Origin of the sequence: Serratia sp. BNK-10 (genome assembly GCF_047456065.1) — a bacterium.
GTDB classification, from domain to species: Bacteria; Pseudomonadota; Gammaproteobacteria; order Enterobacterales; family Enterobacteriaceae; genus Serratia; species Serratia ureilytica.
On sequence record NZ_CP179894.1, the window covers coordinates 4,117,258 to 4,137,367 of the forward strand.

A 20,110-nucleotide genomic window follows, 5' to 3' on the forward strand; every position below is an offset into this window, starting at 1 on the left:
GGCCATTTTTTTCGTCTGAACGCCGCTTACTTGCGCAGCGCTTTCACCTGCTCGGCGGTGACGTCCGCCGGCAAACCGCCCCAGGTCACCCGCAGGTAGTTTACCAGTTCCGCCACGTCGGCATCGCTCAGACGCTCGCCGAAGCCCGGCATGCTCTGCATGCTTTCACCGTTCGGGAACTGCTGGGCCGGCAGGCCGTCCAGCACCGACACGATCAGGTTCTTGCCGTCCGCCTGGCGCAGCGTGGCGTTATCGCGCATCGCCGGTGCGACGTGCGGTTTACCTTCGCCTTCGCGCGCATGGCAGCCGGCGCACTGATCCAGATAGGTCATGCGCCCGGCATCGCTGCCCTGCCCCATTTTCACCGGCACTGCCGTCGGCGGCTGCTCGCCCATCAGATACAGCGCCAGCGCCTGATGGTCTTCCGGCGTCAAATGACGGGTGCTGAGATCCACCACCATATGCATCTCACTGAAGGCCGAACCCTGCGGCGCGAGGCCGGTGCCGAGGAAGCGGCTGACGTCCTGCGGCGTCCAGCCGCGCTGCGCCAGGCCGTGCGGCGTAATGTCCGGCGCCATGAAGCGGCCGAGATCGCCGCCCTGCATTGGCTTGCCGAGATCCATCTGCCCCAGCGCGCCGCGCGGCGTGTGGCATTCGCCACAGTGGCCCAGCACGTCGGCCAGATAGCGGCCGCGCTGCCATTGCGGCGAGCTGCCCTGCGAACTGGCCGGCAGCGGATCCTGGCTGCGGAACAGCAGATTCCAGCCGATCAGCGCCATGCGCTGGTTGAACGGGAACGGCATCTCGTTGGCCGGAATGGCCACGTCCACCGCCGGGCGCGTCATCAGGTAAGCGTAGATGTCATCGGCGTCCTGACGCGAAATGCCCTTGTACGAGGTGTAAGGCATCGCCGGGTACAGATGCCGCCCGCCCGGCGCCACGCCCTGCGTCAGCGCCAGGAAGAAGTCGTCCTTGCTCCAGCGCCCGATGCCGTGGTCGGCCGACGGCGTCAGGTTGCTGCCGTAAATCGTGCCGAACGGCGTGTCCAGCGGATAGCCGCCGGCCAACGGCGCCCCGCCGCTGGCGGTATGGCAGGCGGCGCAGTCGGCGGCCTGCGCCAGATAGCGGCCGCGCGCGATCTGTTCGGCGCTGGCGGTCACCTGCTGCACCGGGCCGTCGTAACGGCGGTTTTCCCGCCACCACAACAGCGCAATCACCACGATCGCCACCAGCACAATCAACACTGCGAGACGTTTTTTCATTGCGCCGTCTCCTTCAGCAGGCCCGGCGTTTTCAGCACCACGTCGCGCACCGCTTCGTAGTAGCGCACGTAGCCGGTGCAGCGGCAGATGTGGCTGTCCAGCGCCTGCTCGATGGCGTTCTCCAGCTGATCGCGGGCGATCGGTTCACGCTTGAGCTTTTCCACGAAGATGGTGGCGGCGTTGACGAAGCCCGGCGTGCAGTAGCCGCACTGGAAGCTGTAGTGCTCCAGAAACGCCTGCTGGATCGGCGACAGCTCAACCACCTCCCCCTGTTCGTCCACCCTGGCGTGGCCTTCGACGGTGCGCACTTTCTTGCCGTTGAAGAAATGCGCGCCGGTGATGCAGGTGCGCACCTCTTCGCTGGTGCCGCTCGGGTGATCGACAATAGCCACGCAGGCGTGGCAAATGCCCTGCCCGCAGCCGAGGCGCGAACCGGTCAAATCGAGATACTCGTGCAGGAAATCGATCATCATCAAGCCTTCCGGCACCTCGATCGGGCCATACTGTTTCTCGTTGATGGTCAGGGAAATCGGCTGGGTTTTAATGCTCATTGTAATACCTCACGAATATTTTCTGCACGAACGGGCAAATCACGGAAACGGTGGCCGGTGGCGTCGGCAATGGCGTTGACCAGCGCGGCCACGATCGGGATCATCACCACTTCCGCCATGCCTTTCGGCGGATCGGTTTCCGACAGCGCCGGCAGGATGTCGCCGCTCTGTTTCCATACCGCCACGTCGCTGGCGCGCGGCAGGTGGTAACGGTTGAAGTTCCAGGTGCCGTTGCCCGGGCCGTCTTCGTACAGCGGTAAATATTCGTGCAGCGCATGGCCGATGCCCATCGCCAGCCCGCCCTGCAGTTGGCCGGAAACCAGTTCCGGCACGATCAGGTTGCCACACTCCATGATCGAGTGGTGATTCAGCAACTCCACCTGGCCGGTGGCGATATCCACCGCCACTTCCGCCAGCGTGCCGACGGCGCTGTAGTAGGTCACCGCCGCATTGTTGCGCTGGGTCGGCGGGTAGTAGACCTGCCCGCGCGCCAACGGTTTGAATTCGCCGCCGGCGTTGCGCAGCGCCATGCCGTCGACCGGCAGGCGTTCGCTTTTGCCGTTCAACGTGAAATCGGCCTCCGCCCACTGCCAGCGGTTGAACACATGCACCGCCGCGCCGGTGACGCCGCCCATCTGATAAGCCGTCTTGGCCAGCCGCTCGAGGCTCAGCACCGACATGCCCGCCGCCGTCAGGCCGCCTTCGACCCAACGCGCATCTTCGCGCCGCACCACCAGCGGCGCCGCCTGGCCGCCGCCGATACCGGCCTGCCACAGCGCCATCGCCGCGGGCCACAGGCCGTGATCGAAGATCAGGCGCGCCGCTTCGCGGGTGCTGTGCGAGAAGTAATAGGCCGAGTTGCTGGCGCTCGACGGCGAACAGTAGCTCGGCGTCCAGTTGGGGTTGGTTTGCAGCTTATCCTGCTCTTCCTGCGACATCAGGTAAGGATCGCCGCTGGTGACCATCGGCAATACCGACCAGTCGGTGACCGAGAAGTGCGCTTCGTCGGCCGGTTTGCCCAGCCACTGCGCGCACAATACCGACTGCGAGGTCGACATGCCGGTGCCCATCTCCGCGCCGCTGTGATGCAGGGTGATGCGGCCGTCTTCGCTCAGCTCCACCCGGGCGAACGAGGTTTCCGCCCCGGTGCCGAAGTCTTTCTGCACGCAGCCGAAGCCGACGCCATAGCGCTTGCCGGGATGGCGGCTCTCAAACTCGGCCTTGCGTTCGGCGCGCTTGAGCCATATCTCATGCTTCGCCGCCTTTTCCAGCACTTCATCGGCGCGGATCGCACCGGCCGGGATCGCCCCCTGGGTGTTTTTCATGCCGGATTTCAGCACGTTGCGCAGGCGGAACTCGATCGGGTCAATCTTCAGCTCGGCGGCCAACTCATCCACCATCATCTCGGTGGCGGCCATGCTCTGCAGCGTGCCGTAACCGCGCGCCGAACCGGCGTCGATAGCGCGTGAAGCCAGCCCGACCGACGACAGATCGCTTTTCGGGAAGTAGTAAATCGACTGGGCGGCGGTTGCGCCGACCATCACCACCGAAGGGGTAAAGTTGCTGCGGCCGCCGCCGTCCGCGGTCATGTCACCGAGGAACGACTGCATGACGCCGGTCTGCTTATTCACCGCGATGCGGTAGTTCATGTCGAACGCGTGGCGCTTCAACGCCGTCTGGAACTGTTCGAAGCGATCGTTGGCCAGGCGCACCGGGTGGCCGTCGCCATACATCGCCGCCACCGCGCCGTAATACGGGAAGTTGTAGTGGTCTTTCGAGCCGTAGCCCACGGTGTAGCACGGGTGCAGGATCAGCTGTTTCACCGGCGGATTGCGCTTGGCCAGCATGCGCGGCATCTCGTCGGCCACTTCCTGCGGCGACTGAGTCGGCACCACCAGATGCAGGGTTTGCGTCTGCGCGTCGAACCAGCCGTTGGCGTTGTCCGGCTCCAGCGCCGAGGTGTCGATCGACTGCGTGGTGTAGCGGCGCGACATTACCAACCAGTCGGCCGGCGGATTCGCCAACTCGTCGGCGATCATCCCTGCATAGCGCATGCCTTCCTGATCCAGCTTGCCGCCCTCGCGCCCTTCCGGCCACACCGGCAGGTGTTTTTTCATCGACACCGGGAAGATCGGCGTGTCCTTCAGGCTGGAGAAGCGATCGTCGTCGAACGGCTGTTCTCCCCCCACCCGCACATAGCGGAAGCTGCCCCAGGGATCGCGCTCGAGCGGGCCGGTCACCGCGCCGTATTTGATGGTTTCTTCGCGGAATTTCAGCTTGTCCTTGGCGAAGCGGAAACGGGCGAAGTCGTGATAGATCAGGATCGCCACCGCCTGGCCGAGGTAGGCCGGAGTTTTGCCGCTCGGCAGCAGCATGTCATCACCGTAGAACGCCGGAAAGGCCAGGCCGTCGCGCGCCAGATCTTCCGCCGTCACCAGGCGATCCGGCTGCAGATCGTCCCCCAACAGCGACAGATCGACCCCTTCGAACAACCGGTCGGCCTTGGTCACGCGCAGAATGAAGGCGTGCGCCTGTTTCTGCGGCCAGTGCGGCATGTCCACCGCGCGGATGTCGCGCGCGAACACCTTCTGCCCCATGACCTTGGCGCGGCCGTCGATACGGAAACGCACGCGCTTGGCCTGCGGATCCCAATTGGGCGACTGGAGGATTTTTTGCTCGAACAGCGCGGCGTAGGCGCGGCTGTACAGGGGCGCGAGGTACACGGATACCCCCGCAATCACGGCGCTTTTGATAAAGCGACGCCGCGACGGGTTGAAATTGCTCATAAATAAGTCCTTCACGTCTTTCTTGTAATTGGTTTTTGTTCGCGGTGTTGTTGCGCAAACGCTGACGACCTTGCCGTAGACGTCATAAGCATATGCTTATAACTAAAATTATGTGATGATTAACAGGCTGTTTTCAACAAAAAAACATTTGCAAAACACATAAGGTTTGTACGCTAATAAATAATTTGCGCAAACGCGGGCTTGAACCATGATCACGGGCATCATTATTACCGCCGCCGGACGCGGGGAGCGCTTTATTCGGGCCGGCGGCCAGGGCAACAAACTGAACGCCGGGTTTGCCGATGCGGCGGGCGAGCGGCGTTCGCTGTTCGAACACACCCTGCGCCAGGCGCTGGCTTCCGAGCTGCCGGTGCAGGTGGTGACCCGTCCGGATAATCTGCCGGTGCTGGCAGCCTGCGCCGCCAATCAGGTGCCGGTTACCCTGCTCGCCAGCGCGGGCCTCGGCGACTCGATCGCCGCAGGCGTTGCGGCCACGCCGCACTGGCAAGGCTGGCTGATCCATCTGGCCGATATGCCGTTCGTCGGCGCCGACGTTTTCCGGCAGGTGGCGAGCGCCTTACGGCAACACGCGATCGTACGCCCCAGCTATGCGCAACAGCCCGGTCACCCGGTCGGCTTTTCCGCCCTATTGCGCAAACAACTTTGCCAACTGCGCGGCGATAATGGCGCCCGTGGGCTGTTGCAAGGCGCAGCGGTGCACCTGTTGCCACTTGAACACCCCGGCGTCGTGCAGGATATTGATCTTCCATCGCAACTTCCGGCCAGCGAGTAAATTCACCTATGCAACATCTTGATGTCACCGTGGTCAGCCAGGCGATAAGCTGGCTGCAACACCAGCCGGTCTGGTTATGCACCGTCCTCAGCACCTATGGTTCTTCGCCGCGCTCGCCGGGCGCGCTGATGGCGGCGACCCGCGACGGCCGCTACAGCGGTTCGTTGTCGGGCGGGTGCGTGGAGGAGGACTTTCTGCGCCGCGTAGCCGCCGGGGAGTATCAGGCGGCCAGCCAGGTGATCCGTTACGGCGAAGGCGGTATGACGCCCAACGTGGCGCTGCCGTGCGGCGGCGTGCTGGACGTGCTGATCGAGTATCTGCCGGCGGGAGAAGCCAGCGTCGCTTACCTGGGACGCATCGCCGGCGCGCTGGAAGGGCATCACGCGCTGATCAAACGCCTGACGCTGCCCCACGCCTGCCACAGCCTCGAGCAGAGTCATTTCACCAGCGCCACCCAGGTGGAACGCCGGCTCGAACAGATTACCCTGCATATCGCGGCCGCACCGCGCCTGCTGATCGCCGGGCTGTCCAGCGTGGCGCTGTACTGCGCCGATTTCGCCGTGGCGCTGGGGTTTGAGGTGCTGGTTTGCGAGAATCGCCCGGAGGCGCTGGATAACTTCGCCGCCGAGTTAAAACCGGGTGTAACGCTGCTGCGCCAGTTTCCGGCCAAGTTCATTGAGGACGGCGGTTGCCACGCCAATACCGCCGTCGTGGCGCTGACCCACGATCCGCGTATGGACGATCTGACGTTGATGGAAGCGATCCACACTCCGGCGTTTTACATCGGCGCCATGGGATCGCTGAGAAACAGCGCGCGGCGGCGCCAGCGGTTGCAGCAGATTGCCGAATTCACGCCGCAGGAGTTGGAACGCATCCATGCGCCGATCGGCCTGCCGCTGGGCAGCAAAACGCCGGCGGAGATCGCCCTGGCGGTGATGGCGGCGATCGTGCAGCAGAAAAACCGGCGGCCGGCCGCCGACGGGATCAGTGCAGCGGCACCACCGGCACCAGATGCTGCAGCTCCAGATGCAGCTCCTCTTTCCCGCTCAGCGAATAGCTGAACACCGTCATGTCCGGCCCGTCACCGCGGGCCAGCCCCATTTCGGGCAGCACCTGCGTGTAAATTTTAATGATGTGATCATTGAGCGCCACCGGCTTGCCGGAATAGCGAAAACGGCAAAACTCGCCGTGGATCTCCGGCAGCGGCTCCAGCGCCACGCCTTCACGCAGCGGATAGTCCGTCGTCACGCCCAGGGTATAGTCGACCCTGACCCGCTCGCCGTCCGGCACCAGTTGGGTAAACGAATAGGTTTGCGTCGGGCGCTCGCCCAACAAGGTGTAAAACTGCGCCCGCAGCGCGCTGCGCTGCGGCAGATGCGACTTATCCAACCTCTCTATGTCCAGGTGGTAAGCGTACTGCTTGCCGTGAAAAGCGTATTGCCCTCTGGCGATGCTGACGCGTTCAACCTCAATATCGCCGGGCTGGCTGGCCGCGAGTGAACGCACCAGATTGCTGAAGTCCTGTTTGCGGGCATGACGATAAACGCTGGGCGACTCGGCGAAGTGTTTCTTGAAACAGCGCGAGAACGTCTGCTGATTATCGAATTGATATTCAACCGAAATGTCCAGAATGCTCTTCTGCGTGAAGCGCAAGGCGAAGGCGGCGAGGTAGAGGCGACGAGCGCGGATGTAGGAGGCTAACGATAATCCGGTCTGCTTCTTGAACATGCGCTGCAGGTACCATTTCGTATAGCCTGACTTGGCGGAAACGATATCCAACGACAGCGGATTGGTCAGGTTGTCTTCAATCCAGACCAGCAATTCCCTGATGTGACTTTCCTGCGTACCCATGTGCTTGCCGAACCTTATGTTACCGATATTCCATTAGTCGAATTTTAGTGCTATCCGCGTAGGGTATACAGGTTAAAACTCGCCGTCCAGCAAGCTACAGGACTTTACACAGTCCCCCTTCACCGCCCGCGGGCGGCGAAGGGGGCAACGCTTATTTCAGGCAGCTGGCGCATTGGCCGGCCTGGATCTTCTGGAAGAAATCATTGCCTTTGTCATCCACCAGGATAAACGCCGGGAAATCTTCCACTTCGATTTTCCAGATCGCTTCCATGCCCAATTCAGGGTACTCCACGCACTCCAGGCTCTTGATGCTCTGCTGCGCCAGCACCGCCGCCGGGCCGCCGATGCTGCCGAGGTAGAAGCCGCCGTGCTTGTGGCAGGCATCCGTCACCTGCTGGCTGCGGTTGCCTTTCGCCAGCATGATCATGCTGCCGCCGTGAGATTGCAGCAGATCGACGTAGGAATCCATACGCCCGGCGGTGGTCGGCCCCAAGGAACCGGACGCATAGCCTTCCGGCGTTTTAGCCGGGCCGGCGTAGTAGATCGGGTGATCCTTGACGTACTGCGGCAGGCCCTCACCGCGATCCAGGCGCTCTTTCAGCTTGGCGTGCGCGATATCGCGGCCAACGATGATGGTGCCGCTCAGCGACAGGCGGGTGGAAACCGGGTACTGCGACAGCTGTTTGAGGATCTCGGCCATCGGACGGTTGAGATCGACCTTGATCGCCTCGCCTTCCCCGGCCTGGCGCAGCTCCTGAGGAATGAATTTACCCGGATTGTGCTCCAGTTTTTCCAGCCAGATGCCGTCGCGGTTAATCTTGCCTTTGATGTTGCGGTCCGCCGAACAGGAAACGCCCATGCCGACCGGGCAGGAGGCACCATGACGCGGCAGACGCACCACGCGGATATCGTGCGCGAAGTATTTGCCGCCGAACTGCGCGCCCAGCCCCAGGTTCTGCGCTTCTTGCAGCAGTTCCGCTTCGAGTTCCAGATCGCGGAACGCCTGACCATGCTCGTTGCCTTCGGTCGGCAGGCCATCGTAATACTTGGTCGAGGCCAGTTTGACGGTTTTCAGCGTCGCTTCCGCCGAGGTGCCGCCGATGACGAACGCCACGTGGTACGGCGGGCAGGCCGCAGTGCCCAGCGTGCGCATCTTGTCGACCAGGTAGTTTTTCAGCTTGCCCGGCGACAGCAGCGCCTTGGTTTCCTGATACAGATAGGTTTTGTTGGCTGAACCGCCGCCCTTGGCGATGCACAAGAACTTGTATTCTTCGCCGTCAACGCTGTAGAGATCGATCTGCGCCGGCAGGTTGCTGCCGGTATTGACCTCTTTGTACATATCCAGCGCGGCGTTCTGCGAATAGCGCAGGTTCTCTTCGATGTAGGTGTTGTACACCCCACGCGACAACGCTTCTTCATCGCCGCCGCCGGTCCAGACGCGCTGGCCCTTTTTGCCGACGATGATCGCCGTGCCGGTGTCCTGGCAGGTCGGTAAAATACCCTTGGCGGCGATTTCTGAGTTACGCAGAAATTGCAGCGCAACGTACTTGTCGTTTTCGCTGGCGTCCGGATCTTTGAGGATATCGGCCACCTGCTGTTGGTGCGCCGGGCGCAGCATGAACGACGCGTCGTGGAACGCATGCTGGGCAAGCAGGGTTAACGCTTCAGGGGCAACTTTCAGTATTTCCTGGCCTTCAAACTCGCTCACGGAAACGTGGTCGCGGCTCAGCAGGTAATAGTCGGTATCGTCTTTCTTCAGCGGGAACGGATCTTGATAGTGGAACGGTTTATTCGACATTGATCTCTCACTTGCAACATCAGCTGCGTTAAATTCACACTTGCGGCGCGCGAGGCGGCGCCTTGTCAAAAAACTGCCTTCACCTTACGTATTTTTAATCAGTCAGTTATTGCGCCAAATCGCAAAATAACCGCTCTTTGCGTAAGGGATTGCCACAGGCGGCGTTTCAACCTTGCTCGGTGAGAACTGCGGGTACAGGCTCATCATGCACGCTTTATTATCCCGCAGTTAACACATTGATTACAATCCATCGGTGGCGATCGCTTTATCAATGTGGCGAAAAAGCGCCGGATGCGATTTGCGCCAGTGCGTATTGTCAGCCGCCGCGCCATTGCTTAAGCTAGCCGCAATGAACAAACCGAGAATCCCCATCGCGCTGCAACAAGCGGTGATGCGCTGCCTGCGAGAAAAGCTGCAGTTGGCCCGCCGGCATTTTGCCGTCGAGTTCCCCGAACCCAGCATCGTCTACCAGCAACGCGGCACCAGCGCGGGCACCGCCTGGCTGCAAAGCTGGGAAATCCGCCTGAACCCGGTGCTGCTGCTGGAAAACCAACAGCCGTTTATCGATGAAGTGGTGCCGCACGAACTGGCGCACCTGCTGGTGTTTCGCCAATTCGGCCGGGTGGCTCCGCACGGCCGCGAATGGCGCTGGATGATGGAAAGCGTGCTGCTGACGCCCGCCAGCCGCACTCACCGTTTCGAAACCGCCTCGGTGCAAAGCAAGACCTTCCCCTACCGCTGCGCCTGCGGGCAGCACCTGCTCACCATTCGCCGCCATAACCGCGTGCTGCGCGGCGAAAGCGAATACCGCTGCCGCCGATGCGGCGAAAAACTGAAATTTCTTGCTAGCGAGAACCTTTAGTTAAACGATTTATACGTTAAAACAAGCAAATATCGCCATTTGCCACTACCGGCAAGTTCCGTTACCCTGCCTGCTTTTCCAATTTTGAGCTGTTTTGGAATATGCTTCGCAGAATTTTGTTTATGGCGGTTTTCGCCGCAGGCGCCGTACAGGCGCACGGCATCAATAACTTCTCTCAGGCCAAAGCGGCGGCGGCCAAGATTAACCAGGATGCGCCGGGCAGCTTTTACTGCGGCTGCCGCATCGACTGGCAAGGCAAGAAGGGCATCCCGGATCTCGCCGGCTGCGGCTATCAGGTGCGTAAAAACACCCAACGCGCGCAGCGCATCGAGTGGGAACACGTGGTTCCGGCCTGGCAGTTCGGCCACCAACTGCAGTGCTGGCAAGACGGCGGACGCAAAAACTGCAATAAGGACGCCACCTATCGCCAGATAGAAACCGATCTGCACAACCTGCAGCCGGCGATCGGCGAAGTGAACGGCGACCGCAACAACTTCATGTACAGCCAATGGAACGGCGGCGCAGGCCAATACGGGCAGTGCCCAATGAAGGTGGACTTCAAGAATAAACAGGCGGAGCCGCCCGCCCGCGCCCGCGGCGCCATTGCCCGCACCTACTTCTACATGCGCGATCGCTACCAGCTGCGGCTGTCACGCCAGCAAACCCAACTGTTCGAGGTGTGGAACCGGCAATATCCGGTGAGCCAATGGGAATGTCAGCGTGAAGCACGTATCGCCAAGGTGCAGGGCAACCACAACCCCTATATTCAACAGGCTTGTCAGCAGCGGAAAAGCTAACCTACTATAGCCTTTATCTTTCATGGCGCCGCCAACCCGCGGCGCCGTTTCGTCAGGATCAGACTACCCATGCGCATACCCCGCATTTACCATCCGCAGCCGTTGACCGACCGGGCAGAGATCGCCCTCAGCGAGGACGCCGCCAACCACGTCGGGCGCGTGCTGCGCATGAGCGCCGGCCAGGCGCTGCAGCTGTTCGACGGCAGCAACCAGGTGTTCGACGCCGAGATAGTCCGGGTGGACAAAAAGAGCGTGCTGGTGCGCCTCGGCGACGGCCGCGTGGAGGACATCGAATCGCCGCTCAACCTGCATCTGGGCCAGGTGATCTCGCGCGGCGAGAAGATGGAGTTCACCATCCAGAAATCCATCGAGCTGGGCGTCAACGTCATCACCCCGCTGTTTTCCGAGCGCTGCGGCGTCAAGTTGGACGGCGAGCGTCTGGCGAAGAAAATCCAACAATGGCAGAAGATCGCCATCGCCGCCTGCGAACAGTGCGGCCGCAACCGCATTCCCGAAATCCGCGAGGCGATGTCGCTGGAGGCCTGGTGCGCCGAGCAGGACGGCAGCCTGAAACTCAACCTGCACCCGCGCGCCAGCCACAGCATCAACACGCTGCCGCAGCCGGTAGACCGCGTTCGCCTGCTGATCGGCCCGGAAGGCGGTTTGTCCGCCGACGAAATCGCCATGACCACCGACCACGGATTTACTGATATTCTGCTGGGACCACGCGTTCTGCGTACCGAAACCACAGCGCTCACCGCCATTACCGCTCTGCAGGTCCGCTTCGGCGACCTGGGTTAAAGGAGAAAAGATGATTAAGCTCGGCATCGTGATGGATCCTATCGATTCCATCAACATCAAGAAAGACACCAGCTTCGCCATGCTGCTCGAAGCGCAGCGCCGCGGTTACGAATTGCACTACATGGAGATGAACGATCTCTATTTGCACGCCGGTGACGGGCGCGCCCGCACCCGCCTGCTGAGCGTGAAGGAAGACAAGGAGAGCTGGTTCAGCTTCGGCGCCGAGCAGGATCTGGCGCTGCACGATCTGGACGTGATCCTGATGCGCAAGGATCCGCCGTTCGATACCGAATACATCTACGCGACCTACATTCTGGAACGCGCCGAAGTCAAAGGCACGCTGGTGGTCAACAAGCCGCAAAGCCTGCGCGACTGCAACGAGAAGCTGTTCACCGCCTGGTTCTCGGAACTGACGCCGGATACGCTGGTCAGCCGCAGCGCCGCGCACATCCGCAAATTCCACCAGCAGCACGGCGACATCATCCTGAAACCGCTGGACGGCATGGGCGGCGCGTCTATCTTCCGCGTGAAGCAGGACGATCCTAACCTGTCGGTGATCATCGAAACCCTGACCGAACACGGCAGCCGTTTCTGCATGGCGCAGAACTTCCTGCCGGCGATCAAAGACGGCGACAAGCGCATCCTGGTGGTGGACGGCGAGCCGGTGCCTTACTGCCTGGCGCGCATTCCGGCGCAGGGTGAGACCCGCGGCAACCTGGCGGCCGGCGGCCGCGGCGAAGCGCGCCCGCTGAGCGAAAGCGACTGGAAAATCGCCCGCGCCGTCGCCCCGACGCTGAAAGAGAAAGGGCTGATCTTCGTCGGCCTGGACGTGATCGGCGATCGCCTGACCGAAATCAACGTCACCAGCCCAACCTGCGCGCGCGAGATCGAGGCGGCATTCCCGATTTCGATTACCGGCCTGCTGATGGACGCCATTGAAAAGCGCCTGGCGGCGAAGTAATGCGTCATGCGGGCGGCATGCCGCCCGCTATCCTGTATCGCGCCCGCCAAAGCCCGCCTTTCCGGCAGCGGCTTGAAAGGCGGCGGGTATAGCCGCATACTGGCGGCTGTTTATTTTCTCACCCATTGATTACCTTATACTAACGCCATGAATTTACAGCACCATTTTCTGATCGCCATGCCAACGCTGCAGGATCCTCGCTTCAAACGCTCGGTGATTTACATTTGCGAGCACAATGAAGAAGGCGCCATGGGTTTGGTGATCAATAAACCGGTGGAGCAGTTCACGGTAGCCACGGTGCTGAGCAAGCTGAAGATCATGCCGCCTGCGCGCGATCCGGCCATCAGCCTGGACAAGCCGGTGTTCGCCGGCGGCCCCTTGGCGGACGATCGCGGATTTATCCTGCATACGCCGCGCCATGGCTTTGGCGCCAGCATTCAAATTTCCCCCAACACCATGATCACCACCTCGAAAGACGTGCTGGAAACGCTCGGCACGCCGGAGCAACCGGACGACGTGCTGGTGGCGCTGGGTTATGCGGGTTGGGAAAAGGGCCAGTTGGAGCAGGAAGTATTGGAAAACGCCTGGCTGACCATCGAAGCCAACACCGACATTTTGTTCCGCACGCCGATCGCCAGCCGCTGGCGCGAGGCGGGGAACCTTTTGGGTATCGACATTCGCAGCATCGCCAACCACGCAGGACACGCCTGATGAGTAACCGCACCATTATCGCCTTCGACTTTGGCACCAAAAGCATCGGCGCGGCCGTCGGCCAGGAGTTGACCGGCAGCGCCCGCGCCCTGCCGGCTTTCAAAGCGCAGGACGGTTCGCCGGACTGGCTGAAAATCGAAAAACTGCTGAAGGAGTGGCAGCCGGATTTGGTGGTAGTCGGCCTGCCGCTGAACATGGACGGCACCGAACAGCCCGTTACCGCCCAGGCGCGCAAGTTCGCCAACCGCCTGCACGGCCGCTTCGGCATCCAGATCGATCTGCATGACGAGCGTCTGAGCACCGTGGAGGCGCGCGCCAACCTGTTCGATCGCGGCGGCTTCCGCGCGCTTGATAAAGGCAGCGTGGATTCCGCCTCCGCGGTGGTTATCCTCGAAAGCTGGTTCGAACGGCAGCTGGGCTAAACGCCCGTTCCCTCCCCCGCGCAGTCCCCCAACACACCGGCGTCGATCCGCTGCTGCAAACCTTGCTCAAAGGTTTGCATGCCGGACTGCGCGCCGGTTTGCAACACGCTTGCCAACTGATGCGTTTTCCCTTCACGGATCAGGTTGCTGACCGCCGCCGTCGCCGTCAGCACTTCAAAGATCGCCACTCGTCCGCCGCCGGGGCGCCTCATCAGCTTTTGCGCGATCACCGCTTGCAGGCTGCCCGCCAGCTGGGCGCGCACGTAGGGTTTCTCTTCCGCCGGAAACACGTCCACCAGCCGTTCTACCGCCTGCGGCGCGCTGCGGGTATGCAGCGTCGCCAGCACCAGGTGGCCGGTCTCCGCCGCAGTGAGCGCCAGCCGGATGGTGGCGGTATCGCGCAGCTCGCCCAGCAGGATCACATCCGGATCTTCGCGCAGCGCGGCGCGCAACGCCGCATCGAAGCTGTGGCTGTCGCGGCCGATCTCCCGCTGCTGGATCAGCGATCGCCGGCTGCGGTGCAGGAACTCGATCGGATCTTCCAGCGTCAAAATATGCCGCTGCTGGTGCCGGTTGATCTCGTCGATCATCGCCGCCAGCGTGGTGGACTTGCCGCTGCCGGTGGCGCCGGTGACCAGGATCAATCCGTCGGCGCGCCGCAGCAGCGCCGGGACGATGGCCGGCGCCGCCAGCTCGGCAAGCGAAGGCGATTGCCCGGCGATACGCCGCAACGCGAGAGAAATCCCCGCGCTTTGTTGAAAAACGTTGGCGCGCAACCGCTCCCCGCTCGGCCTGTGCAACGCCAGATCGACCTGCCCCAGCCGCCGCAGGCTCTCGCGCTGCTGCGCATTCAGCAATCCATCGCAGAGGGCCTGCGCGCCTTGCGCCGTCAGCGTTTGTGCCGCCGCCAGCGGCTGCAGTTCACCGTCGATGCGCAACATCGGCGGATGACCGGCACAAAGGTGCAGATCGGAAGCATTATGCTTTACACTAAGGGCCACGAATTCATCGATATCCATATCACTCTCCCGGGTCAATAATGAGCACTATCCAACAGAACCTGCAGGATGTCAGAAACCGCATCGCGGCCGCCGCGCAAAACTGCGCGCGGGCGCCGGAAGACGTTGCTCTGCTTGCAGTCAGCAAAACCAAACCTGTGGCGGCGATCGAAGAAGCCATCGCCGCCGGCCAGCGCGCCTTCGGCGAGAACTACGTGCAGGAAGGGGTTGACAAGATCCGGCATTTCGCCGAGTCGTCGCAGGGCGGTGAGTTGGTGTGGCACTTTATCGGCCCGCTGCAATCCAATAAGAGTCGGCTGGTGGCGGAACATTTCGCCTGGTGTCATACCGTGGATCGGCTGCGCATCGCCCAGCGCCTGAGCGATCAGCGCCCGGCCGACATGCCGCCGCTCAACGTGCTGATTCAAATCAACATCAGCGATGAGCAGAGCAAATCCGGCATCGCGTTGAACGAACTGCCGGCGTTGGCCGACGCGATCGCGGCGCTGCCAAATCTGGCGCTGCGCGGCCTGATGGCCATCCCGGCGCCGGAAACGGATTATCAGCGGCAGTTGGCGGTATTCAGCCGGATGAACGACGCATTTCTCGCCCTGCGTCAGCGTTATCCGCAGGCCGATACGCTGTCGATGGGCATGACGGACGACATGGCGGCGGCGATCGCCGCAGGCAGCACCCTGGTGCGCATCGGCACCGCAATTTTTGGCGCCCGCGACTACTCGCAGGCCTGACAAACAGACGAGGGATTTGATGCAACATCGCAAGATTACCTTTATCGGCGCCGGCAACATGGCGCGTGCAATCATCGCCGGCCTGGTCGCGGGCGGCTATCCGGCCAAATCCATCAGCGTCTGCGCCCCTTCGCCGAAAAACCGTGACGCGCTGGCGGCGGACTACGGCATCGTCAGCAGCGGCGACAACGTCGCCTGCGCGCGTGAAGCCGACGTCGTGGTACTGGCGGTCAAACCGCAAATGATGGCCGACGTGTGTCAGCCGCTGCGCGAACAGGTCGATTTCGGCGGCAAACTGGTGCTGTCGATCGCCGCCGGCATTCAGGTCAGCCGTTTCTATCAGTTGCTCGGCGACCAACTGGACATCGTGCGCATCATGCCCAACACCCCGTCGCTGGTCGGCAAGGGCATGAGCGGGCTGTACGCGCCGGCGCAGGTCAGCCAACAGGATCGCGACTACACCGGCGATTTAATGGCCTCGGTCGGTAAAGTTTGCTGGGTAGATGACGAAAATGGCATCAACGGCGTGATCGCCGCTGCGGGCAGCGCCCCGGCTTATTTCTTCCTGTTTATGGAAGCGATGCAAAAAGAGGCCGAACGCATGGGCTTCGACAGCCAGACCGCGCGCGATCTGGTGCAGCAGGCCGCTACCGGCGCCGCCGCGCTGGTTGAAGCCAACCCGGATACGCCGCTGGGCACGCTGCGCGAGCAGGTGACCTCCAAAGGCGGCACCACCGCCGAAGCGCTGCGGGTGTTCAACGAACGCCAACTGCCGGAAACCGTGGCGCAAGCGATGCAGGCCGCCGTTTCTCGTGCGCAAGAAATGGAAAAATTATTTTAAATAACCCCGAGTTAAGGAGAAGGACCACTTCATGCTAACGCTGACTTTCCTGGTCAAGACCGTTATTGATCTGTACGTGATGGTGCTGTTGCTGCGCATTTGGATGCAATGGACGCGCACCGATTTTTACAACCCGTTCTCGCAGTTTGTGGTGAAGATCACCCAACCGGTGGTCGGCCCGCTGCGCCGCATCATCCCATCGCTTGGGCCTATCGACAGCGCTTCGCTGCTGCTGGCGTTTCTGCTGATGACCATCAAGTACCCGCTGCTGCTGCTGATACAAAGCCACGCGCTGTCGCTTAGTCCGTATAACCTGCTGTTCGGCCTGATCTCGCTGGTTAAGTCCGCCGGCTACCTGATCTTCTGGGTGATGATCATTCGTGCGCTGATGAGCTGGGTAAGCCAGGGCCGCAGCCCGATCGACTACGTGATGTACCAACTGACCGAACCGTTGATGGCGCCGATCCGTCGCATCATCCCGGCGATGGGCGGCATCGATTTTTCCGCCATGGTAGTGATCCTGATCCTCTATCTGATCAACTACCTGGGCATGGATGTGTTCGGCGAGATCTGGTTCCTGCTGTGAGTGCAGTCACTCCCGTGCTGGACGGGCTGGCGCTCAGGCTATATATTCAGCCGAAAGCCAGCCGCGACCAAATTATCGGCTTGCATGGCGACGAACTGAAAGTCGCCATCACCGCCCCGCCGGTCGACGGTCAAGCCAACGCCCATTTGATCAAGTTTATCGCCAAGCAGTTCAAAGTGGCGAAAAGCAACGTCACCATCGAGAAAGGCGAACTGGGGCGGCATAAACAGTTACGCATCGTGAATCCGCAACAGATCCCCGCCGTGGTCGCGGCGCTCATCGAATAATTTTCAAGGTAGTCATTATGCAAAAAGTCGTTCTTGCCACCGGTAACCCGGGCAAAGTGCGCGAACTCGCCGACCTGTTGGCCGATTTCGGCCTGGACGTGGTCGCGCAAACCGATCTGGGCGTGGAGTCCGCCGAAGAGACCGGCCTGACGTTTATCGAAAACGCCATTCTGAAAGCGCGCCATGCGGCACAGGTCACCGGCCTGCCGGCGATCGCCGACGACTCCGGTCTGGCGGTAGATACGCTGGGCGGCGCGCCGGGCATCTACTCCGCGCGCTACGCCGGTGAAGACGCCGACGATCGGCAGAACCTCGACAAGCTGCTGGCGGCGATGAAAGACGTGGCGCCGGGCCGGCGCGGCGCGCAATTTCACTGCGTGCTGGTCTATCTGCGCCATGCGCAAGATCCGACGCCGCTGGTGTTCCACGGCAGCTGGGCCGGCGAAATCACCGAACAGGCCGCCGGTGAAGGCGGTTTCGGTTACGATCCGGTCTTCTACGTGCCGGAGCTGGGCCGCACCGCCGCCGAGCTGAGCCGCGACGAGAAGCGGGCGATTTCGCACCGCGGCAAGGCGCTGAAGCTGATGTTGGAAGCCATGCGCAATGCTTAAGCTGCCCCCGCTGAGTCTCTACATCCATATCCCGTGGTGCGTGCAGAAATGCCCGTACTGCGACTTCAACTCCCATGCGCTGAAGGGTGACGTGCCGCATCAGGAGTATGTCGATCATCTGTTGGCGGATCTGGATGCCGACCTGCCGCTGGCCGGCGGCCGGGAAATCAGCACTATCTTTATCGGCGGCGGCACCCCCAGCCTGCTGAGCGCCGAGGCGATGCAAGCCTTGCTGGACGGCGTGCGGGCGCGCATTCGCGTCGCCGACGACGCCGAAATCACCATGGAAGCCAATCCCGGCACCGTGGAGGCCGATCGCTTCAGCGGCTACCAGCGCGCCGGCGTCAACCGCATCTCCATCGGGGTGCAAAGCTTCAGCGCCGAGAAGCTGAACCGTCTGGGGCGCATCCACGGCCCGGAAGAAGCCAAACGCGCGGCGACGCTGGCGACCGGCCTCGGCCTGCGCAGCTTCAACCTCGATCTGATGCACGGCCTGCCGGATCAGTCGCTGGAAGAGGCGCTGGACGATCTGCGCCAGGCTATCGCCCTCAATCCGCCGCACCTGTCGTGGTATCAGCTGACCATCGAGCCGAACACCCTGTTCAGCTCGCGCCCGCCGGTTTTGCCGGACGACGATGCGCTGTGGGACATCTTCGAGCGCGGCCACCAGTTGCTGAGCGCCGCCGGCTATCAGCAGTATGAAACCTCGGCCTACGCCAAGCCGGGCTACCAATGCCAGCACAATCTCAACTACTGGCGCTTCGGCGACTATCTGGGGATCGGCTGCGGCGCGCACGGCAAGGTGACCTTCAGCGACGGACGCATCCTGCGCACCGCCAAGACCAAGCACCCGCGCGGCTTTATGCGCGGCGACTACATGGACAAGCAGCATGAGGTGGCGGCGGCGGATCGGCCGTTCGAATTCTTCATGAACCGCTTCCGCTTGCTGGAAGCCGCGCCGCGCGCCGACTTCGCCAACTACACCGGGCTGACGGAAAGCGTCATTCGCCCGCAGCTGGACGAAGCGCTGGCCAAAGGCTATCTGGAAGAAACCTCGGAGCACTGGCAGATCACCGAGAAGGGCAAACTGTTCCTCAACTCGCTGCTGGAACTGTTCCTGGCGGACGACGAGTAAAAAAAAGCGCTGAATGATCAGCGCTTTTTTATTAGTGTTAATCCGGGTAAAACGTCTGAGACAGAATCTGCTGAGTTTCCCAGATGCCGTTTTCCGGATACACATCCAGCCCGGTTTCGGCCGTGGCGAGCGCAACGGCCTTCGACCAGACGACATCCAGCCAATCGGCATCGCTCAGTTTACCTTTTAGGCTGGGCGACTCTTTCAAGCTGTAAAGCACCTCTTTGCGCTGCGCTTTAATCGTTCTTTCCCAGCTGGTTCCGCGCCTGGCCGGCTGATATTTCCATTTAAGCAAATGTGCAATCAGCACCGTCATCCGGCTAGCAAGTTCCCTTTGCTCGCTCTTCCCCACGTCCTCAATCTCCTCGGCGATCTTTTCAATATCGATCTCAGACAATTTTCCGGAGCGCAAAAGAGCGGCCTGTTCATTTGCCCAGGCAACAACATCGGTTTCGTAACGTGTATGGCTCATAGCGTCCTCCGTAAACATCCATAAATCTGTACGTAGTTTGATCAGTCTGTCAGATAAGCTTCAGAAGGTCAAAAAACGGTCTACCAAGAAGATTCTTATTTCACTTCAACGCCTTAAGCAGATCCTTGCGCTGGGTTTCCAGTGCGGTGACGCGGTTGCACACGTCATGACCGAAGTTCTGGAAGTCCTGCTCCTGGTTGTTCCATTCGTTCTGGATCGCCTTCTGCAAGCCGCCCAAATTGCCCATGATCGCCTGCAGCGGGTTGCCGCCGCTGTTGGCGGCCTGTTTGACGCCCATCTCGTTCAGGCTGTCCTGCAGCACGCCGCCCATGCTCTGCTGCACGATGTTGCGGCCGTCCTGCTCCACCTGGTCGATCGCCTTGTGGTGGAAGGTCAGGCCGTCGCTGCGGTGCTCGATGATGCGGTTCATCTGCTGTTTCAGTTGGCCATTCAGGGTGGTCAGCCGGTTGCGCACGTTGCTGTTGCTGCCCAGCTCTTTAACGATCACTTTATCCAGCGCTGCGCGGGCTTTCTCCAGGTGTTTCTGCGCGCCGTCGTCGATCCACGGCAGCTGTTTGCGCAAGGCGCTCTGGTAACTGAAGGCTTTCTGCCGCTGGCTGTCGTTCAAGCTCAGCGCCTGGCCGTTGCGGATCACGTCGCCATCCGGCGATATTTGCAGATCGCCGCTGGCGCCTTTCACCTGCACGCTCTGCGGGCTGATGATCACATCGTCCTGGGGTTTAACGCTGCACTGGTACTCGGCATGCGCCTGCGCGGCAGTCGCCGCCAGCAGCAGTAAGGCTAACCCGGTTTTCTTCAACATAGCTTCTCCTGAC

General features: G+C 61.6%; 22 protein-coding genes. 14 read left to right on the plus strand and 8 right to left on the minus strand.

Translation table 11 applies throughout. The features are described from left to right. Positions 1-26: 26 nt before the first annotated feature. Genes ACMGG9_RS19765 through ACMGG9_RS19775 form a run of 3 tightly spaced genes read right to left on the minus strand, consistent with a single transcriptional unit; the run spans position 27 to position 4,599 of the window. Positions 27-1,262 carry a c-type cytochrome gene (locus ACMGG9_RS19765; RefSeq protein ID WP_414161655.1) on the minus strand — a complete coding sequence of 412 codons (1,236 nt, stop codon included), beginning with the start codon at positions 1,260-1,262 and terminating at the stop codon, positions 27-29. Then, positions 1,259-1,813, minus strand: coding sequence for a (2Fe-2S)-binding protein (locus ACMGG9_RS19770; protein WP_015379038.1), 555 nt, complete (start codon positions 1,811-1,813; stop codon positions 1,259-1,261). The genes ACMGG9_RS19765 and ACMGG9_RS19770 overlap by 4 nt, the downstream gene beginning before the upstream one ends. Beyond that, positions 1,810-4,599, minus strand: coding sequence for a xanthine dehydrogenase family protein molybdopterin-binding subunit (locus ACMGG9_RS19775; protein WP_414161656.1), 2,790 nt, complete (start codon positions 4,597-4,599; stop codon positions 1,810-1,812). Before ACMGG9_RS19775 ends, ACMGG9_RS19770 begins: the two co-directional genes overlap by 4 nt. Positions 4,600-4,807: 208 nt before the next feature. On the opposite strand from ACMGG9_RS19775, the gene ACMGG9_RS19780 reads away from it, so the two are divergent. Further along, positions 4,808-5,392, plus strand: a complete 585-nt coding sequence (locus ACMGG9_RS19780; RefSeq protein ID WP_047573692.1) for an NTP transferase domain-containing protein — start codon at positions 4,808-4,810, stop codon at positions 5,390-5,392. An 8-nt stretch (positions 5,393-5,400) separates the two neighbouring features. Continuing rightward, complete coding sequence (locus ACMGG9_RS19785) at positions 5,401-6,453, plus strand: XdhC family protein (RefSeq protein WP_414161657.1); 1,053 nt, start codon at positions 5,401-5,403, stop codon at positions 6,451-6,453. On the opposite strand, the gene ACMGG9_RS19790 is transcribed toward ACMGG9_RS19785, so the two are convergent. Then, a complete protein-coding gene (locus tag ACMGG9_RS19790; RefSeq protein ID WP_033644684.1) occupies positions 6,377-7,243 on the minus strand; it encodes a helix-turn-helix domain-containing protein in 867 nt (288 codons plus the stop codon). The two genes, ACMGG9_RS19785 and ACMGG9_RS19790, sit on opposite strands and share 77 nt — an antisense overlap. A gap of 151 nt (positions 7,244-7,394) precedes the next feature. Then, complete coding sequence (gene fumA / locus ACMGG9_RS19795; protein ID WP_094143170.1) at positions 7,395-9,041, minus strand: class I fumarate hydratase FumA; 1,647 nt, start codon at positions 9,039-9,041, stop codon at positions 7,395-7,397. 349 nt (positions 9,042-9,390) lie between these two features. On the opposite strand from fumA, the gene ACMGG9_RS19800 reads away from it, so the two are divergent. The 6 genes from ACMGG9_RS19800 to ruvX all read left to right on the plus strand — a co-directional run bounded on the left by ACMGG9_RS19800 (position 9,391) and on the right by ruvX (position 13,595). Next, on the plus strand, positions 9,391-9,903 hold the full coding sequence (locus tag ACMGG9_RS19800) for a SprT family zinc-dependent metalloprotease (protein WP_101453738.1): 513 nt from the start codon (positions 9,391-9,393) through the stop codon (positions 9,901-9,903). A 101-nt stretch (positions 9,904-10,004) separates the two neighbouring features. Further along, on the plus strand, positions 10,005-10,700 hold the full coding sequence (endA, locus tag ACMGG9_RS19805) for a deoxyribonuclease I (protein ID WP_414161658.1): 696 nt from the start codon (positions 10,005-10,007) through the stop codon (positions 10,698-10,700). Positions 10,701-10,769: 69 nt separating this feature from the next. Next, entirely contained in the window at positions 10,770-11,501 is a 732-nt protein-coding gene (rsmE, locus tag ACMGG9_RS19810) for a 16S rRNA (uracil(1498)-N(3))-methyltransferase (protein WP_025304244.1), read from the plus strand. A 10-nt stretch (positions 11,502-11,511) separates the two neighbouring features. Continuing rightward, entirely contained in the window at positions 11,512-12,462 is a 951-nt protein-coding gene (gene gshB, locus ACMGG9_RS19815) for a glutathione synthase (RefSeq protein WP_149542304.1), read from the plus strand. A gap of 147 nt (positions 12,463-12,609) precedes the next feature. Further along, entirely contained in the window at positions 12,610-13,173 is a 564-nt protein-coding gene (locus tag ACMGG9_RS19820) for a YqgE/AlgH family protein (protein ID WP_004937452.1), read from the plus strand. Then, the gene (gene ruvX, locus ACMGG9_RS19825; protein ID WP_015379046.1) at positions 13,173-13,595 is read left to right on the plus strand and encodes a Holliday junction resolvase RuvX; all 423 of its coding nucleotides are present in this window, start codon (positions 13,173-13,175) and stop codon (positions 13,593-13,595) included. The genes ACMGG9_RS19820 and ruvX overlap by 1 nt, the downstream gene beginning before the upstream one ends. Here ruvX and ACMGG9_RS19830 read toward each other — a convergent pair. Beyond that, positions 13,592-14,614: a type IV pilus twitching motility protein PilT gene (locus ACMGG9_RS19830; RefSeq protein ID WP_169539794.1), complete on the minus strand. Its 1,023-nt coding sequence runs from the start codon at positions 14,612-14,614 to the stop codon at positions 13,592-13,594. The two genes, ruvX and ACMGG9_RS19830, sit on opposite strands and share 4 nt — an antisense overlap. Positions 14,615-14,634: 20 nt before the next feature. Between ACMGG9_RS19830 and ACMGG9_RS19835 the strand changes: the two genes are divergently transcribed. From ACMGG9_RS19835 to hemW, 6 genes are read left to right on the plus strand one after another with little or no spacing between them, the layout of a single operon-like run. Continuing rightward, positions 14,635-15,342 (plus strand): YggS family pyridoxal phosphate-dependent enzyme, encoded by a 708-nt coding sequence (locus tag ACMGG9_RS19835; protein WP_033644673.1) that lies wholly within the window; start codon positions 14,635-14,637, stop codon positions 15,340-15,342. Between the two features lie 19 nt (positions 15,343-15,361). Then, positions 15,362-16,183, plus strand: a complete 822-nt coding sequence (gene proC / locus ACMGG9_RS19840) for a pyrroline-5-carboxylate reductase (RefSeq protein ID WP_033651322.1) — start codon at positions 15,362-15,364, stop codon at positions 16,181-16,183. A gap of 31 nt (positions 16,184-16,214) precedes the next feature. Further along, positions 16,215-16,769, plus strand: coding sequence for a YggT family protein (locus tag ACMGG9_RS19845; RefSeq protein WP_042785370.1), 555 nt, complete (start codon positions 16,215-16,217; stop codon positions 16,767-16,769). After that, positions 16,766-17,056 carry a DUF167 family protein YggU gene (gene yggU / locus ACMGG9_RS19850; protein ID WP_164106419.1) on the plus strand — a complete coding sequence of 97 codons (291 nt, stop codon included), beginning with the start codon at positions 16,766-16,768 and terminating at the stop codon, positions 17,054-17,056. Before ACMGG9_RS19845 ends, yggU begins: the two co-directional genes overlap by 4 nt. A gap of 17 nt (positions 17,057-17,073) precedes the next feature. Then, on the plus strand, positions 17,074-17,667 hold the full coding sequence (locus ACMGG9_RS19855) for an XTP/dITP diphosphatase (RefSeq protein WP_182073824.1): 594 nt from the start codon (positions 17,074-17,076) through the stop codon (positions 17,665-17,667). Continuing rightward, the gene (hemW, locus tag ACMGG9_RS19860) at positions 17,660-18,802 is read left to right on the plus strand and encodes a radical SAM family heme chaperone HemW (protein ID WP_147838230.1); all 1,143 of its coding nucleotides are present in this window, start codon (positions 17,660-17,662) and stop codon (positions 18,800-18,802) included. Before ACMGG9_RS19855 ends, hemW begins: the two co-directional genes overlap by 8 nt. Positions 18,803-18,839: 37 nt before the next feature. Here the strand turns inward: hemW and ACMGG9_RS19865 are convergent, their stop codons facing one another. Continuing rightward, positions 18,840-19,274 (minus strand): DUF29 domain-containing protein, encoded by a 435-nt coding sequence (locus ACMGG9_RS19865; protein WP_016930094.1) that lies wholly within the window; start codon positions 19,272-19,274, stop codon positions 18,840-18,842. A gap of 100 nt (positions 19,275-19,374) precedes the next feature. Further along, complete coding sequence (locus ACMGG9_RS19870) at positions 19,375-20,097, minus strand: DUF2884 domain-containing protein (protein WP_015379052.1); 723 nt, start codon at positions 20,095-20,097, stop codon at positions 19,375-19,377. Between the last annotated feature and the right edge of the window lie 13 nt (positions 20,098-20,110).

What these genes read in the sequence shown, in the direction of transcription:
- rsmE (WP_025304244.1), top strand. Translation starts at nt 10,770, where the DNA reads ATGCGCATACCCCGCATTTACCATCCGCAGCCGTTGACCGACCGGGCA.
- ACMGG9_RS19770 (WP_015379038.1), bottom strand. Translation starts at nt 1,813, where the DNA reads ATGAGCATTAAAACCCAGCCGATTTCCCTGACCATCAACGAGAAACAG.
- ACMGG9_RS19845 (WP_042785370.1), top strand. Translation starts at nt 16,215, where the DNA reads ATGCTAACGCTGACTTTCCTGGTCAAGACCGTTATTGATCTGTACGTG.
- ACMGG9_RS19835 (WP_033644673.1), top strand. Translation starts at nt 14,635, where the DNA reads ATGAGCACTATCCAACAGAACCTGCAGGATGTCAGAAACCGCATCGCG.
- ACMGG9_RS19775 (WP_414161656.1), bottom strand. Translation starts at nt 4,599, where the DNA reads ATGAGCAATTTCAACCCGTCGCGGCGTCGCTTTATCAAAAGCGCCGTG.
- endA (WP_414161658.1), top strand. Translation starts at nt 10,005, where the DNA reads ATGCTTCGCAGAATTTTGTTTATGGCGGTTTTCGCCGCAGGCGCCGTA.
- ACMGG9_RS19830 (WP_169539794.1), bottom strand. Translation starts at nt 14,614, where the DNA reads ATGGATATCGATGAATTCGTGGCCCTTAGTGTAAAGCATAATGCTTCC.
- proC (WP_033651322.1), top strand. Translation starts at nt 15,362, where the DNA reads ATGCAACATCGCAAGATTACCTTTATCGGCGCCGGCAACATGGCGCGT.
- ACMGG9_RS19780 (WP_047573692.1), top strand. Translation starts at nt 4,808, where the DNA reads ATGATCACGGGCATCATTATTACCGCCGCCGGACGCGGGGAGCGCTTT.
- ACMGG9_RS19820 (WP_004937452.1), top strand. Translation starts at nt 12,610, where the DNA reads ATGAATTTACAGCACCATTTTCTGATCGCCATGCCAACGCTGCAGGAT.
- ruvX (WP_015379046.1), top strand. Translation starts at nt 13,173, where the DNA reads ATGAGTAACCGCACCATTATCGCCTTCGACTTTGGCACCAAAAGCATC.
- ACMGG9_RS19790 (WP_033644684.1), bottom strand. Translation starts at nt 7,243, where the DNA reads ATGGGTACGCAGGAAAGTCACATCAGGGAATTGCTGGTCTGGATTGAA.
- fumA (WP_094143170.1), bottom strand. Translation starts at nt 9,041, where the DNA reads ATGTCGAATAAACCGTTCCACTATCAAGATCCGTTCCCGCTGAAGAAA.
- ACMGG9_RS19800 (WP_101453738.1), top strand. Translation starts at nt 9,391, where the DNA reads ATGAACAAACCGAGAATCCCCATCGCGCTGCAACAAGCGGTGATGCGC.
- ACMGG9_RS19870 (WP_015379052.1), bottom strand. Translation starts at nt 20,097, where the DNA reads ATGTTGAAGAAAACCGGGTTAGCCTTACTGCTGCTGGCGGCGACTGCC.
- ACMGG9_RS19765 (WP_414161655.1), bottom strand. Translation starts at nt 1,262, where the DNA reads ATGAAAAAACGTCTCGCAGTGTTGATTGTGCTGGTGGCGATCGTGGTG.
- ACMGG9_RS19785 (WP_414161657.1), top strand. Translation starts at nt 5,401, where the DNA reads ATGCAACATCTTGATGTCACCGTGGTCAGCCAGGCGATAAGCTGGCTG.
- ACMGG9_RS19855 (WP_182073824.1), top strand. Translation starts at nt 17,074, where the DNA reads ATGCAAAAAGTCGTTCTTGCCACCGGTAACCCGGGCAAAGTGCGCGAA.
- gshB (WP_149542304.1), top strand. Translation starts at nt 11,512, where the DNA reads ATGATTAAGCTCGGCATCGTGATGGATCCTATCGATTCCATCAACATC.
- ACMGG9_RS19865 (WP_016930094.1), bottom strand. Translation starts at nt 19,274, where the DNA reads ATGAGCCATACACGTTACGAAACCGATGTTGTTGCCTGGGCAAATGAA.
- hemW (WP_147838230.1), top strand. Translation starts at nt 17,660, where the DNA reads ATGCTTAAGCTGCCCCCGCTGAGTCTCTACATCCATATCCCGTGGTGC.